Source organism: Rothia nasimurium, assembly GCF_928381705.1.
GTDB lineage: Bacteria > Actinomycetota > Actinomycetes > Actinomycetales > Micrococcaceae > Rothia > Rothia nasimurium_G.
In genome coordinates, this window is the sequence record NZ_CAKMSR010000020.1 from 1 (window position 1) to 15,741 (window position 15,741).

10 protein-coding genes are annotated in these 15,741 nt (G+C 57.5%); 5 read left to right on the forward strand and 5 right to left on the reverse strand.

Annotation, left to right across the window (positions count from 1 at the left end; translation table 11 throughout):
* Positions 1 to 401 precede the first annotated feature (401 nt).
* Entirely contained in the window at positions 402 to 1,322 is a 921-nt protein-coding gene (locus tag L6762_RS11675; protein WP_237187447.1) for a hypothetical protein, read from the reverse strand.
* A gap of 336 nt (positions 1,323 to 1,658) precedes the next feature.
* On the reverse strand, positions 1,659 to 3,881 hold the full coding sequence (locus L6762_RS11680) for an NADP-dependent isocitrate dehydrogenase (protein ID WP_237187449.1): 2,223 nt from the start codon (positions 3,879 to 3,881) through the stop codon (positions 1,659 to 1,661).
* Positions 3,882 to 4,006: 125 nt separating this feature from the next.
* Between L6762_RS11680 and L6762_RS11685 the strand changes: the two genes are divergently transcribed.
* Positions 4,007 to 4,474, forward strand: a complete 468-nt coding sequence (locus L6762_RS11685) for an NUDIX hydrolase (protein WP_237187451.1) — start codon at positions 4,007 to 4,009, stop codon at positions 4,472 to 4,474.
* Positions 4,475 to 4,497: 23 nt separating this feature from the next.
* Positions 4,498 to 6,501, forward strand: a complete 2,004-nt coding sequence (locus L6762_RS11690) for an alpha/beta hydrolase family protein (RefSeq protein ID WP_237187453.1) — start codon at positions 4,498 to 4,500, stop codon at positions 6,499 to 6,501.
* Positions 6,502 to 6,631: 130 nt separating this feature from the next.
* On the opposite strand, the gene L6762_RS11695 is transcribed toward L6762_RS11690, so the two are convergent.
* Together L6762_RS11695 and L6762_RS11700 are read right to left on the reverse strand one after the other, a co-directional pair.
* Complete coding sequence (locus L6762_RS11695; RefSeq protein WP_237187455.1) at positions 6,632 to 7,921, reverse strand: hypothetical protein; 1,290 nt, start codon at positions 7,919 to 7,921, stop codon at positions 6,632 to 6,634.
* A 313-nt stretch (positions 7,922 to 8,234) separates the two neighbouring features.
* Entirely contained in the window at positions 8,235 to 8,651 is a 417-nt protein-coding gene (locus L6762_RS11700) for a DUF805 domain-containing protein (RefSeq protein ID WP_237187457.1), read from the reverse strand.
* Positions 8,652 to 8,686: 35 nt separating this feature from the next.
* Between L6762_RS11700 and L6762_RS11705 the strand changes: the two genes are divergently transcribed.
* Positions 8,687 to 9,364, forward strand: coding sequence for a pyroglutamyl-peptidase I (locus L6762_RS11705; RefSeq protein WP_237187459.1), 678 nt, complete (start codon positions 8,687 to 8,689; stop codon positions 9,362 to 9,364).
* 176 nt (positions 9,365 to 9,540) lie between these two features.
* Here L6762_RS11705 and pgi read toward each other — a convergent pair whose 3' ends face one another.
* Positions 9,541 to 11,220: a glucose-6-phosphate isomerase gene (gene pgi, locus L6762_RS11710; protein WP_237187461.1), complete on the reverse strand. Its 1,680-nt coding sequence runs from the start codon at positions 11,218 to 11,220 to the stop codon at positions 9,541 to 9,543.
* A gap of 301 nt (positions 11,221 to 11,521) precedes the next feature.
* On the opposite strand from pgi, the gene L6762_RS11715 reads away from it, so the two are divergent.
* Both L6762_RS11715 and typA read left to right on the forward strand, forming a co-directional pair.
* Positions 11,522 to 13,468, forward strand: a complete 1,947-nt coding sequence (locus L6762_RS11715) for a BCCT family transporter (protein ID WP_237187462.1) — start codon at positions 11,522 to 11,524, stop codon at positions 13,466 to 13,468.
* A gap of 306 nt (positions 13,469 to 13,774) precedes the next feature.
* Entirely contained in the window at positions 13,775 to 15,688 is a 1,914-nt protein-coding gene (gene typA / locus L6762_RS11720; RefSeq protein ID WP_237187463.1) for a translational GTPase TypA, read from the forward strand.
* The last annotated feature ends 53 nt before the right edge of the window (positions 15,689 to 15,741 follow it).

Below are 15,741 nucleotides of genomic sequence, written 5' to 3' on the forward strand. Positions count from 1 at the left end.
AGCAACGGTCTTGTCCGGTATGGCTTGAGGTTATTTGTAGAGATTTAACGCTCATATTTTTGCCGCGGGTGGGGCCGTTGTCTAGTTGGTGGGTGTGGGGTGCGTGTCTACTTTTGAATAAGCCTCTCTGTTTAGAAGCCTTTTCCTAAATCTTACAAACTTGTACTGGTTGCTTGCTCTTATACGTGGTCACTGGTACTTACTTTATGATTAACGTTAGCTCCAGTCCAGCTCCACTGGTACAAATTTCTGATATTTAGGAAATTTATGAATCGAAACTCCGGTAGCGAATCGGGCCAATTCTTTGTAGCCTTTAAGTTCGTATATACAGATGTTTAAGGTGATGCACGGATTGATAATTTTAACAGGTAGTGGTATCTTGTGAATTATCTTCTTTGGTCCTACATGCCTGAGATTGCGGCCCAAGCGCCTGATCCCAACGCCCCAATGATTATATCTTTCCCTAGTTTTAAAAATCCTTCATGAATTTTCTCGGGCTGTCTATTGTCTCTGCCTGCTTCAATTTGGCTTAAAAAACTATTCTGAATGTCGGTACTTATTAAATTTGATATTTTTTCGATAGCATCGTCCAGATTGATTTCGAACCCATTGATTTCGAAGACATTCTCACTATAAAAATTAACGTATATATTGATACTAGAAGGTGGCTCCCTATGGCTTGTGTATTTTTGAATCTCTAGTGCATTTCGGTATGAGATGGCGGAAGCGCTCCATTTATCTTTTTTGCTATAAGGTAAGCGCTTTATGAGACCAAGATTTCTTGCGATACTTTTGTCATTTTCAGTTAGCAGGTTAATATCCCTTTTTTCTACTGCATTGAGAATCGAATCCGGCATGGTCTCTGAAGTATGTGGTGAATCATCGAGAGGTTTTATAATTTGGACAACTGAATCTGGTGGATAGATAAACGGTTCCTGATTTCCAGCAATTACTATTTCTACCTGAGGGCTTAAGTCAGAGATTGTTAATCTTGAAAGAACTAAACCGCCCTCAAAGGTGCCCTTGGTCAAATTTTTGGTGCACAAAACCATCCCGGGTTCAACCTCTAAAACCCTGATGTCTTCAACCTCCTCGCAGGGTATAGTAACTTTTCCAAGCAAATATGATGCGCACAATGCCACTAGGATACTTATAATGTTGGAAAGTGTTTTGTGCAAGTTTTCTTGGAGGCTGTGCGAAAGTCCAATAAATATTATTACAAATATTACTATTCTTGTGATAAGAAGACTTCCGGGTGTGGAAAATATGGAAAATTGGGGTCCTTTGGTGGATATGGAGTTAAGGGTTGGCCATGTAGACATTGAAATCCTAAATTTATTAGAAGTTTAGTTTTTATTGTTCAAAGATATTTGAAGTCTTTTTGCTGATGGCCTCTTTTGAAACCCTTCGTGTTGAATGTGTTTTTTTAAATTAAAATGAGGATATAATATTCAATGAAATTTATTCGAAGATGGGAGAATTGATTGTAAATAGGCCTTGCCCAGAAGTACCAATGCGACTCAGACTCGCGGCGCTGCTGATAGCTGGGGCTAGCGTGAACCGCCTGTGAACCGGCGAGAGGAGCAACAGCAACGCGCGAGTCTGAGAAGCCAAATAAAGGACTCTTAAATAAGCCTTTTGGTAGTCCGCTTTATATTTTACTTCTTCAGCCCGTCCACCACTTCATTCAAAGTAGCGCTGGGGCGCATGACCGCTGATGCCTTGGCGTCCTCCGGCTTGTAGTAGCCGCCCAGATCTGCGGGGGAGCCCTGGGCGTCCAGCAGCTCAGCCACAATCTTCTCCTCATTCGCAGCCAGAGCCTCAGCTACCGGGGCGAACTTAGTCGCCAGGTTGGCGTCCTCACCCTGAGCAGCCAGCTCCTCAGCCCAGAACTTAGCCAGGTAGAAGTGCGAACCGCGGTTATCAATCTCGCCCACACGGCGGGAAGGTGACTTGTTCTCGTTCAAGAAAGTACCGGTTGCCTTATCCAGGGTGTCAGCCAGAACCTGGGCAGAAGCATTGCCGGTGGTCTTTGCCAGGTGCTCAAAGGAAGCTGCCAGGGCCAGGAACTCACCGAGGGAGTCCCAGCGCAGGTGGTTCTCTTCCAGAACCTGCTGGACGTGCTTGGGGGCAGAGCCACCAGCACCGGTCTCAAAGAGGCCACCACCGTTAATCAGCGGAACAATGGACAGCATCTTGGCTGAGGTACCCAGCTCCAGGATGGGGAAGAGGTCGGTTAGGTAGTCACGCAGCACGTTACCGGTCACCGAAATGGTGTCCTCACCCTTGCGGATGCGGTCAATCGAGAACTGGGTTGCCTCAGCGGGAGCCAGAATACGAATATCAAGGCCCTCGGTATCGTGCTCGGGCAGGTACTTCTCGACCTTTGCAATCAGGTTAGCGTCGTGGGCACGGTTCTTATCGAGCCAGAAGACAGCGGGGGTCTGGGAGTCGCGGGCGCGGGTGACGGCCAGCTTGATCCAGTCCTGAACGGGGATGTCCTTGGTCTGGCAGGCGCGCCAGATATCACCGGCAGAAACCTCGTGTTCAATGAGTACGTCACCGGCAGAGTTCACCACCTGAACCTTGCCGTCCGCCTCAAGCTGGAAGGTCTTGTCGTGTGAACCGTACTCCTCAGCCTTCTGCGCCATTAGACCCACGTTGGGCACGGTACCCATGGTGGTGGGGTCGTAGGCGCCGTTGGCGCGGCAGTCCTCGATGACGGTCTGGTAGACGCCAGCGTAGGAGGAATCGGGCAGCACAGCCAGGGTGTCAGCTTGCTGGCCTGATTCGCCCCACATCTGGCCGGAGGTGCGAATCATTGCGGGCATGGAAGCGTCCACAATGACGTCTGAGGGAACATGCAGGTTGGTGATGCCCTTATCTGAGTTGACGTAGGCCAGTTCGGGGCCTTCCTGCAGGCCCTTGTGGATGAGCTCGCGGACGTCCTCGCGGATATCCTCGGGCAGGGTATCAATGCCGGAGATGATAGCGGCCAGGCCGTTGTTACCGTTCAGGCCGGCGGCGTCCAGCTGCTCACCGTAGGTCTCAAAGAGTTCGGAGAAGTAGGCGCGCACGACGCGGCCGAAGAGGATGGGGTCAGAAACCTTCATCATGGTGGCCTTCAGGTGCACAGAGAAGAGCACACCCTCAGCCTTGGCGCGGGCAACCTGCTCAGCTAGGAACTTGTCGAGTTCAGCCACATTCATGTAGGTGCCGTCGACGATTTCGCCAGCCAGCACGGGCACAGATTCCTTCAGGACGGTCACGGTGCCGTCGGTACCGACGTGCTGGATCTTCAGGGTATCGTCAGCCTCAATAATCACGGACTTCTCGTTAGAGAAGAAGTCATCGTGACCCATGGTTGCAACATTGGTCTTGGAATCTACTGACCAGGCACCCATGGAGTGGGGGTTCTTGCGGGCGTAGTTCTTAACAGACAGGGGAGCGCGGCGGTCTGAGTTGCCCTCGCGCAGAACCGGGTTAACGGCTGAGCCCTTGACACGGTCGTAGCGGGCGCGGACGTCCTTATCCTGCTCGGTCACAACCTCATCGGGGTAATCGGGGATAGCGAAGCCCTTTTCCTGCAGCTCAGCAATAGCGGCCTTGAGCTGGGGTACGGACGCCGAGATGTTGGGCAGCTTGATGATGTTAGCTTCGGGGGTCTTAGCCAGCTCGCCCAGCTCGGTCAGGGCGTCCGCTACCTGCTGCTCTGCAGGGAGAATATCGCTGAACTGGGCCAGAATACGGCCAGAAAGTGAAATATCGCGGGTTTCTACCTCAACACCGGCGGTTGAAGCATAGGCCTCAAGGATGGGCAGGAAGGAGTAGGTCGCCAGCAGCGGAGCCTCATCGGTGTGGGTGTAGATAATCTTTGCCATGAAGGGCGTCTCCCTTGTCGCTTGTGGGCAGTTTCATTTCCAAGAATACAACGATGTGCCTGCGCTCACTAAATAAGAGAGCCTGTGTGACAAGATGACTCGACTACTGAGATAGGGTTACTGATATGAGTACCGCTACTTCAGCCCCGATTGTTGTTTCTGCACTTGTCATTCGTAATTCCTTGGGTGAGGTTCTCACCGTTCGCAAACGCGGCACCACAGGGTTCATGCTTCCCGGTGGTAAGCCTGAGCCGGGTGAAACCGCCGAAGAAACCGCCCGCCGTGAAGCTACCGAAGAACTGGGCCTTGTGCTCGACAGCTATTCCTTGATGAACCTGGGAACCTACCAGGCGGCTGCCCTCAATGAGGCGGGGCGAACCGTCCGCGCCCATGTTTACCTCTTGGTAACTGCCGGGGGTGTTGCTGATCTGGAGCAGGCCGCGCCCAGCGCTGAAATTGAGGAAATCCGGTGGGTTCACCCCGACCCTGCGCGTGATGACCATAGCAACCAGGCCCCACTGAATACTCAGTATATTTTCCCTCTTTTTACCGGCGATGATTTTGAGGACGCGGACGCGCTACCGCCCCGGTAGGTGCTGGTGATACCGTAGAGTCTATGACTGACACCACATCTAGTGAAAACAACCAGCAGAAAAACGCTGCCTACCTCAAGCAGCTCATCGAACATCCTCGCATGGTCGGGTTGGCGGCAGGCCGCACCGGCGCGCCCGTGCTCACCGTCAACACCCTCAACAAGGACGGTGCAAAGTGGCGCCCCCGCCTCTGGGCCCTTCCCACAAGCCAGGAGGGCAAACCCTACCCGCTGACGGCACCCGAGTCGGGCGCCTCCGTCCTGACCATCACCGACGAGGGGCACATCTACCTGACCCTGGGCAAGGACGTCGACGAAGCCGACTCCAAGAGCCTCAAAGGTGTCTACCGCCTACCGGAGCACGGTGAGCCCGAACTCATCTTCACCCACCCCGGCGGCGTAGATGCCCTCGCGGTGCGCCAGCGCGGCGAAACCACCCGCTACATCTACAGCGGCAAAGCCCACCGCGGCAGCCTCGAAGAACAGGCCAAGACCCTCGATGAACGCGAGAAAACCGCAACCTCCGGTGTGCTCTATACCGAATTCCCCACCCGCTTCTGGGACCACGACCTGGGCACCGGCGTCCGCGCCCTTTTCGTTAAGGACGGGGACGGCCAACCCCGCCGAATCACCCTGCCGGGCGACCGCTCAGAACTAGCCGGTTTTGAGGTCTGCCCCACCGGCGACCGTGCAGCCGTCACTCTGCACACCAAGACCCGCGGCATCCACCAGCGCTACAGCACCTGGCTACTTGACCTCAACGGCGAGAAAGAACCCCAGCTGTTGGTTGAGGCGACTGAAACCCACGACTACTCGGCTGGCCCCTTCACTCCGGACGGCAGCGGTCTAGCTATCACTGAGGTGCGCCGCTGGCTGCCCGGCCAGTCCATCAAGGTTAACGCAAGCCACTACAGTTTTGAGACCGGCAAGTTGACTGAGCTCTCCCGCGACGTAGACCGCTGGGCTGGCGACATTGTGTGGCTCGACAGCACCCGCTACGCTTTTGTGACCGACCACCTGGGGGCCACCGCCATCCTGACCGGCAGCATCGGCGGCTCCACCCGCACCCTGGTTGAGGACGGCGCCAGCCACTTCTCGGCCCTGGCCTACAACGAAGGCTCCCTGATTGCCCTGCGCGATGCCCACCAGCACTCGGCCTACCCCGTGCGGATCGATATCGAAAGCGGCGATATTACCCGTCTGGCATCACCCGTTGAAGAGCTGCGCGCCCCCGGTCGTTTTGATCGACTGAGCTCCACCGCCACTGACGGAACTCAGTTCACCTCCTTCCTCGCCCTGCCCGAAAAGGACACGGACGGCCCCCTGCCCCTGCTCGTTTTCGCCCACGGCGGCCCCTGGGGGTCCTGGAACTCCTGGACCTACCGCTGGAACCCCTGGGCTTTTACCGAAGCCGGGTACGCTGTGCTCATGCCCGATCCCGCAATCTCTACCGGCTACGGCCAGCACATGCTGGACCGCGGCGGCGACGACCTGGGCGGCACCCCCTACACCGACATTATGCAGGTGGTTGAAGAAGTATCGGCTCGTGACGATATTCAGGGCGACAACGTGGCTTTCTCTGGCGGTTCCTACGGCGGCTTCATGACTAACTGGGTGGCAGGACGCGCGGGCACCCGCTTCAAGTGCTACGTCACCCACGCCTCTATCTGGGACTACAACACCATGTATTACCTCTCAGATAACGGCTCCTGGCACGAATGGAAGGTCGAATTCGGGGGAGAGGGCGACAGCATTTCGCCCCGTCACCGCGCTGCCGATATCGCGGCCCCCATGCTTGTGATTCACGGCGACAAGGACTACCGAGTGCCCATCGGTCAGGCCCACCACCTCTGGGCTGATCTGCAGCGCCACTCACCGGACCTGGGCCACAAGTACCTCTACTTCCCCGATGAAGGGCACTGGATTCTCAAGCCTGGCAACTCCCGCCTCTGGTACCAGGTTTTCACCGCCTGGTTGGACCAGCACCTCTTGGGCCAAGACTTCAAGGCCCCTGCGATCCTGGGCTAAACTCTCTGCCTGCCCCGGTGGCTGAATAGTGAAAGGGCGCCTACCCCATAAGGGGGTAGGCGCCCTTTAGCTCATAGTTTTAGCTCTAACCTGATAGTGAATCTTGAGCTAGAGCCAAATTTGGCCTAGCTTAGGCGCGGCGGGCTGCACGAACAGCACCGGCACCCAGACCCAGAATACCCAGACCACCCAGAGCCAAGACTGCTGCATCGGCTGCACCGGTCTTAGCCAGCTCAGGCTTCTTGGCTGCCTCGGTCTTCGCAGTCTCAGTCTTGGTTTCAGACTTGGCTGCCTCGGTCTTGGCATCGGCCTTGGTCTCGGTTGAGGTGGTGACTACGGTTGCGGGGTCAAGAGTCGGCTTCTCTTCAGCCTTGACGCTTTCACCCTTAGCGGTCAGCACACCCTCGGGGAGCTCGTGAGTGACGCCCTCGCCCTTGGCAATGATGAGCTCAGGCAGTTCGTGGGTTACACCCTCACCGTTGATGCCAATGTGGCCCTCGGGCAGTTCGTGGGTTACACCCTCACCGTTGATGCCAATGTGGCCCTCAGGGAGTTCGTGGGTTACACCCTCACCGTTGATGCCAATGTGGCCCTCGGGCAGTTCGTGGGTGACGCCGTCACCATTGATGCCAATGTGGCCCTCGGGAACCTCATGGGTCACGCCCTCGCCCTTAGCCGTGATAAGTAGCTCGGGCAGTTCGTGGGTGACACCCTCGCCCTTAGCAGTGATGATGAGCTCAGGCAGCTCATGGGTGGTGCCGGGGCCGTTGATGCCAATGTGGCCCTCGGGAACCTCATGGGTCACGCCCTCGCCCTTAGCAGTGATGATGAGCTCAGACAGCTCATGGGTGGTGCCGGGGCCGTTGATGCCAATGTGGCCCTCGGGAACCTCATGGGTCACGCCCTCGCCCTTAGCAGTGATGAGCAGCTCGGGCAGTTCGTGGGTTACACCCTCACCGTTGATGCCGATGTGGCCTTCGGGTAGTTCGTGGGTGACGCCTTCACCGTTGATGCCGATGTGGCCCTCAGGTAGTTCGTGGGTTACACCCTCACCCTTGGCGGTGATGAGGGGGTCGAGGTTTTCGTCAACCCAGGTGGAGCCGTCAACGGGGAGGAAAGGAACCTCGTGGGTGACGCCTTCACCGTTGAAGCCGATGTGGCCCTCAGGTAGTTCGTGGGTGACGCCTTCACCCTTGGCGGTGACCAGGGGGTTGAGATTCTCATCGACCCAAGCTGAGCCATTCGCGTCGCCGGTGACGGGGGAGACCCAGGCAGAACCTTCATTGGTGACGGTGGGGAGATCAACCCACTCGGAGGTCTCGGCAGCAAAAGCAGGTGATCCCACGAAAGAAGCCATACCGAGTGAAAGTACGGCGGCGGTACCAGTGACCTTCTTTGAGGGCTTATGGAAGGAAGTCATAGTGTTAAACCTTTCTAGGTGTGTGGATGTCCGGCACTACGGGCTAGTATTATGAGGAAGTATAGGGGGATTCCTCTTGGGGTCGACCGGCAAACTGCTGATAAACCCTGTATAACTCTAACTTAATTGAGGTGTGTGTCTTCACTGATATGGGGGCAAGATCTTCTGACTAGGGACTATGACTAAAGATTTCATAAAAATTTCATTTTTGAAGCTGAATATAGGCAAATGTGGTTTTGTCTTTGACAAAATGGGTTAGTTGTTGTGGTGCGGTGTAGTAGGCGCGCAAGGAGCTGAATCGATTTTAAACCGGTTAAAGTGCGTGGTGCCTGCGTTTTATGAGGGATAAAGTTGGGCCGATATTGACAACAACCCATAGAGGGTTTGTTATAACAAGCAACATAAATAAAGTGCGCAAAAGAGATGAGGCATTTTCGCTCAGGGTGAGGTAATTAAGCCAAATGGTAACCCCAAAATAGATAACAGTGCCCATCAATAGATAGGCCAATGCCCACCAGAATTCACTGGCTGATGCCTGGCCCTTGCTATTCCAGTAGTGACGGTAAAAAAGGCGCACTGCCCCTGCAAATCCCACCTGCTGGGCAACGGCGGGGGCGCGGCGCTCGTCCGGATGCTCTTCATCGTCGAAACCGTCTAGGTTGAGGGCTTCGGGGGTATCTTCTAGGGGTTCTTCGCGATGGATATAGCGGGTAGGCTTGTGCTCAGACATACCCTCAAGAATACCTATAATCGCAGGAGTCGATGATGACTACCCTTTTGCTGACCTATTTCGGTCCCTTTGAGGGGGTTCCCGTTAACCCCAGTCAGGCAGTGGCCATGGGCACCCAAGAAGCCCTAGCTGTTTCGGTCCCCGACCTCACCGTGGAGGTAGAAGAGTTGCCGGTGGAGTTTGCTGCATCTAGTCGTGTACTGGGCGAGCTGCTTGAGCGCTTCACACCTCAGCTTGCTATCAGCCTGGGTGTTGCCGCTGGCCGCGACAAGGTCAGTCTGGAACGGGTTGCTATCAACCTTGACTCAGCCCGTATTCCAGATAATGCGGGAGCCCAGCTGATAGACCAGCCCATTCGTAGTGGTGGTCCCGATGCCTATTTTTCTACCCTGCCCATCCGAGCAATTTTTGAGCAGTTAACCGCCCAGCAGCTGCCCGTAGAGCTGTCATACACCGCCGGCACCTTTGTCTGTAACCATGTTTTTTACGAGCTCATGTATGCCACAGCGGGAGCAATACCGGCTGGCTTTATTCATATTCCCCTCACCCGCGCAGAAGCTGGGGAGAGTGCGGACGCCACGGCCGGGCGTCCGCAGGTCACAGCCAGTGCGGACGCCGGGGGAGTGGAAGGTGGAAACCTACCTACCCTACCTGAGGCCCAGGTCATCGGAATAATCGAGCAGGCCGTACTCACCACGCTCACCCAGCTTTAACGCAGAACCCCGGTAACTCACGAAGTTACCGGGGTCCTGTGCTACTTGGCATGTTTACCTGGGCGAAGGCTGGACGCACCTGCAGCCGACTGGCTGGGGCTGGCATGAATTGGGCGAGCCCTCCAGGGCGAGACCAAGAAGGTTAGTCGGCCAAGGTGCGTCCAGCTGAAGCGATACTAGTTACGATTTTCCAGGTAGTAGCCAATCAGGCCCTGGGTTGAGGAATCCTGCTGAGCAAGAACCTCGCGGTCACCGCCCACAGCGGGAGCCAGCTGTAGGGCGAGCTGCTTGCCGAGTTCGACACCCCACTGGTCAAAGGAGTCGATGCCCCAGACAATGCCCTGAACAAAGGTGATGTGTTCGTAGAGGGAAATGAGCTGGCCCAGGACGGAGGGGGTCAGCTGGGAGGCCATGATGGAGGTGGTGGGGCGGTTGCCTGAGAAGACGCGGGCAGGAACGATTTCTTCGGCGGTGCCTTCAGCGCGAACCTCGTCGGCGGTCTTGCCGAAAGCAAGGGCCTTGGTCTGGGCGAAGAAGTTGGCCAGGAAGAGTTCGTGGACGTCCTGTTCGCCGTCGCGGGTTGCGTGAACCGGGTTGGCGAAGGCGATGAAGTCGGCGGGAATTAGGCGGGTGCCCTGGTGGATTAGCTGGTAGAAGGCGTGCTGGCCGTTGGTGCCGGGTTCGCCCCAGAAGACTTCACCGGTGGCGGTGGTGACGGGCTTGCCGTCCGCGCGCACGGACTTGCCGTTGGATTCCATGGTCAGCTGCTTCAGGTAGGCGGGGAAGCGGTGCAGGTACTGGTCGTAGGGGAGGACAGCGTGGGTTTCGGCGCCCAGGAAGTTGACGTTCCAGATGTTCAGCAGGCCCATGAGGGCGGGAACGTTTTCGGACAGGGGCGCGGTGCGGAAGTGTTCGTCCATGGCGTGGAAGCCGGCTAGGAACTGTTCGAAGACCTCGGGGCCGAGCACAATAGCCAGGGGGGTGCCGATGGCAGAGTCGACGGAGTAGCGTCCGCCTACCCAGTTCCAGAATCCGAAAGCGTTCTCGGGGTCAATGCCGAAGGCCTCGACCTTATCCAGGGCGGTGGAGACGGCGACGAAGTGGGCGGCGACGGCGTCCTTTTCGTCCTTGCCATCCAGGGCGCCGGCCTCGCGCAGGGAGGTGAGCAGCCACTCGCGGCAGACGCGGGCGTTGGTGAGGGTTTCGAGGGTGCCGAAGGTCTTGGAGGCGACGATGAAGAGGGTGGTCTCGGGGTCTAGGTCCTTGACAGTTTCGGCGGCGTCGGTGGGGTCGATGTTGGAGATGAATCGGGCGGTCAGGCCGGGCTGGGCGTAGGGCTTCAGGGCCTCGTAGACCATGACGGGGCCCAGGTCTGATCCGCCGATGCCGATGTTGACAACGGTTTCGATGCGCTTGCCGGTAATGCCTACCCACTCGCCGGAGCGGACGCGGTCGGCAAAGTCATAAACCTTGGCGAGGACCTCGTGGACGTCGGCGTCGACGTCCTGACCATCAACGACGAGAGCGGGGGTGGCGCCCTTGGGGCGGCGCAGGGCGGTGTGCAGGACGGCGCGGTCTTCGGTGACGTTGATGCGCTCACCGGCGAACATGGCGTCGCGACGCTCTTCGAGGTTCACCTCTTCGGCCAGCTGGGTCAGCAGAGCCAAGGTCTCTTCGGTGATGAGGTTCTTGGAGAGATCAACGTAGAGGTCGGCGGCGGTGAAGCTTAGCTTTTCTGCGCGGGTGGGGTCGGCTTCGAACCAGGCGCGTAGGTCGGCGGTGGTTTTCTGCTGGTGGTCGGTGAGGGCTGCCCAGGCTTTGGTCTGGACGGGATCGGTGATGGCGGGAAGAGACATACGAGCTCTGCTTTCCTATCGTTAGGGGTGTTCTTGCCTCTATTTTATGTTGGTTTGGTAGTTTTTGACCCCGCTGTGGGGTGTGGCTTTTTGTGGTTTTATAGGCATCGGGCACGCTAAGGCCATGCCTACTTATTATCAGTGGTGTTATTATTAGGGTGGAATAGGCATCTCTTGCTACCTCCCGAACCACACTGCGCGATTCTGCGCCCCTATCTTTATGTGGACGCGGACGGCAGCGTTCGAGGTGCTTTTGCATGTCACCTAGGTCGTAACTTAAGTAGATATAAAGGACACCCACATGGCTACAACCCAGCAAACCCCGCCCGGCTCGGGCCCCGACCTGCGGAAGGGGGACATTGACGCGGCCGCCAAGGAAAACATGCGGGAAGGTTCCCTGGCCCCCAAGGTCTTTATCCCCGCAGCCGTCATCATGGCCGCCTTCATCGGCATCACCCTGGCCTTCCCCCAGCGCACCAAAGAAATCTTCGACGCCCTCCAGGCAGATGTCATCAACTACTTTGGTTGGTACTACGTCGCTATCGTTGCTTTCTTCGTTATCTTTGCCCTCTACCTGGGCTTCTCCCGTATGGGCGACGTTAAGCTGGGCAATGACGACGACGAACCGGCTTACCCCTTCACCACCTGGTTCGCCTTCCTCTTTGCCGCCGGTATGGGTATCGGTCTGGTCTTCTACGGTGCTACCGAACCCCTCATGCACTATGTTGACCCCCGCCCAGGTGTGGGTGACGGCACCAAGGAAGAGATTGCCCAGGCAGCGATGAGCCAGGCCTTCCTGCACTGGGGCCTGCACCCCTGGGCTATCTACGTCATCGTGGGCCTTGCTATTGCCTATGCAACCCACCGCCTCAAGCTGCCCCTCTCCATCCGCTACTCCCTCAAACCCTTGCTGGGCGACCGCGTAAAAGGTGGAGCAGGCGACGTCATCGACGTTGTCGCCCTGGTTGGCACCCTCTTCGGCGTAGCGACCTCTCTTGGCCTCGGTGTTATGCAGATTGCTGCGGGCCTGGGCTACATGAACATTCCGGCCCAGGGCAACGGCTGGCTGGTGGGCATCATCGTGGTGCTCATGGGTATCACCCTCTTCTCCGTGGTCACCGGCCTGGAAAAGGGCATGAAGTGGCTCTCCAACGGCAACCTCGTTCTGGCTGCTATCGTCTGCCTTTTTGTGCTGGTGGTAGGCCCCACTCTCTTCCTCTTCCGTAACTTCATCGGGTCCATCGGCAACTACCTGCAAAACGTCGTTGCCATGACCTTCGAGACCCTGGCCCTCTACGGCGTTGACGGTGAACAGTTCCAGGCTGCCTGGACCACCTTCTACTGGGGCTGGTGGATCTCCTGGTCGCCCTTCGTCGGCATGTTCATCGCCCGCGTCTCTAAGGGCCGTTCCGTGCGCGAGTTCGTCATCGGTGTGCTGCTGGTACCCGCTCTGACCTCCTTCTTCTGGTTCTCTGTACTCGGCGGCACCGCCCTGCACCAGGAACTTTTCGGAACCGGCACCAGTTTGGTGGGCGAAGACGGTAGCGTCTCTGCAGAGAATGCCCTCTTCCAGATGTTCCACAATCTGCCCGGTGGCGTCATTCTGACTGCCGGTGCGGTACTGCTGATTACCGTCTTCTTCGTGACCTCGGCAGACTCCGGCGCCCTGGTGCTCGGTATGCTCTCCACTAACGGGTCACCTGAACCCAAAACCTGGATCCGCGTTTTCTGGGTACTGGTTGCAGGTGCAACCGCGATCTCCCTGGTTGTCATCGGTGGTAGCGAATCGCTGTCAGCGATTCAAACCGTCGCAATTCTGACGGCCCTGCCTTTCTCGGTAGTGATCGTGCTGATGTGTATCTCCCTCTATAAGGCCCTGAGCGTTGAGCACCGTCTTTTCGTCCGCGCCCAGCGTCGCAATGCTCGCCATGAGATTGAGGCCTCCCTGGCTGAGCAGATCGACGACCGCGTCAACGAGCTGGTTGCCGAAGGCGTCGAAGAGCGCGTCACCGCAGCTGTGGGGGAGCACCTTGACGAACACCTGGACGGCCAGCTTGAAGCCGCCCTGGAAGAAGCCGTGGACAAGGCGGTTGAAGCTAAGGTCGAAGAGGCTGTAGAAAAGGCTGTTGACGAGGTAGCTCTCCAGGTCGACGCAAATACCGCCGCAATCGAACAGATTCGTGCGGTGACCGGATCTATTCCGGTAGTCAAACCCCAGGATGTAAAGCAGACACCTTGGAATAAATAGGAAATAGATAGGGGCTTATTCAGAACGGTTTCGCAGGCTCGCGCTCGCTGCCGACCCTCTCGCATGGTTCGCTTCGCTCACAACGCGATTCACGCCAGCCGCCGAGCCAGCAGCTTCGCTGCGAGCCTGCTACACCGCCCTTTTGAATAAGCCCCTTATTTTCTAATGTGTTCCAGAAGATAGCGGCTAGTTTAGGTGCCGCCGGTATAATCAAACCGAAAGCCCTCTGCGCTGGTGCCGAAAATTCGGCAGGTAAGCCGCGCACCGGCGTCCTTATCCCCAACATGTAAGCGAGATACTTTCCGCATGTCTGAAACTCAGAACACCGCTTCACGGAGCGACCTTCGCAACGTGGCAATCGTGGCTCACGTTGACCACGGCAAGACCACCATCGTTGATGCGATGCTCAAGCAGACCAACGCCTTTTCCTCCCACGCCGACGTGGAAGACCGCGTCATGGACTCCGGTGACCTTGAAAAGGAAAAGGGCATCACCATTTTGGCTAAGAACACCACCGTGTTCTACTCTGGCCCCGCAGCCAAGGGCGAAGAAATCACCATTAACGTCATCGACACCCCCGGCCACGCCGACTTTGGTGGCGAGGTTGAGCGCGGCCTGTCCATGGTTGACGGCGTTGTGCTGCTGGTGGACGCCTCAGAAGGCCCCCTGCCCCAGACCCGCTTCGTGCTGCGTAAGGCCCTGGCCGCTAAGCTTCCCGTTATCCTGGTTGTTAACAAGGTCGATCGCCCCGACGCCCGTATCGACGAAGTTGTCGGCGAATCTATGGATCTGCTCCTGGGCCTGGCCAGCGACCTGGCTGATGAGGTACCCGACCTGGACGTTGATGCTCTGCTGAATGTTCCCGTTGTTTACGCATCCGGTAAGGCCGGCGCTGCCTCACTGAACCAGCCCGCTGACGGCGCTCTGCCCGATAACGACGACCTTGAACCCCTCTTCGAGACTATTCTCGAGCACGTTCCGGCCCCCACCTACGACCCCAACGAGGTGCTCCAGGCCCACGTCACCAACCTGGACTCATCCCCCTTCCTGGGCCGTCTGGCCCTACTGCGTATCTTCAACGGCACCCTCAAGAAGGGCCAGACCGTTGCCTGGGTACGTCAGGATGGCGAAACCAAGAACGTCCGTATCTCCGAACTGCTGGCCACCAAGGCCCTGGAGCGTGTTCCCGCTGAGTCTGCTGGCCCCGGCGAAATCGTCGCGGTTGCAGGTATCGAAGACATCACCATCGGTGAAACCCTCACCGACCCCGAAAACCCCAAGCCTCTGCCCCTGATTAAGGTCGACGACCCCGCAATCTCCGTCACCATCGGTATCAACACCTCACCGCTGGCCGGTAAGGTCAAGGGCGCCAAGGTCACCGCCCGCCAGGTCAAGGATCGCCTCGACAAGGAACTGATCGGTAACGTCTCCCTCAAGGTTCTGCCCACCGAGCGTCCCGACGCCTGGGAGGTTCAGGGCCGTGGCGAACTTGCCCTGGCAATTCTGGTTGAGCAGATGCGCCGCGAAGGCTTCGAACTGACCGTGGGCAAGCCCCAGGTTGTTACTAAGACCATCGACGGCAAGGTCCATGAGCCCATGGAGCACATGATTATCGACGTGCCCGAAGAATTCCTGGGTGCCGTCACCCAGCTCATGGCAGCTCGCAAGGGCCGCATGGAAAATATGGCCAACAACGGTACCGGCTGGGTCCGCATGGAATTCGCTGTTCCCGCCCGTGGTCTGATTGGCTTCCGCACCAAGTTCCTCACCGAAACCCGCGGTGCCGGTATCTCCTCGTCCTACTCCACCGGTTACGAGCCCTGGGCTGGCGACATCGACTACCGCTCCAACGGCTCCATGATTTCTGACCGCGCGGGCGTCGTCACCCCCTACGCCATCATCGGCCTGCAGGAACGTGGCACCATCTTCGTTGAACCCACCTCAGAGGTCTACGAGGGCATGATCATCGGCGAGAACTCACGCGCCGACGACATGGAAGTTAACATCACCCGCGAAAAGAAGCTGACCAACATGCGCTCAGCCTCAGCCGATAACTTCGAAAACATGACTCCCCCCAAGAAGCTCACCCTCGAAGAGTCCCTGGAATGGGCCCGCGAGGACGAGTGCGTGGAAGTCACCCCCGAAGCGATCCGCATTCGCAAGGTTATCCTTGACTCCAACGAGCGTGTGCGCGAAGCACGCCGTCGCGCCCGCGCCTAAGGCTAAACTAGGCTAAACTTCAGGGCCGTGGGCCCCCCCCCCCACCCGGGGAG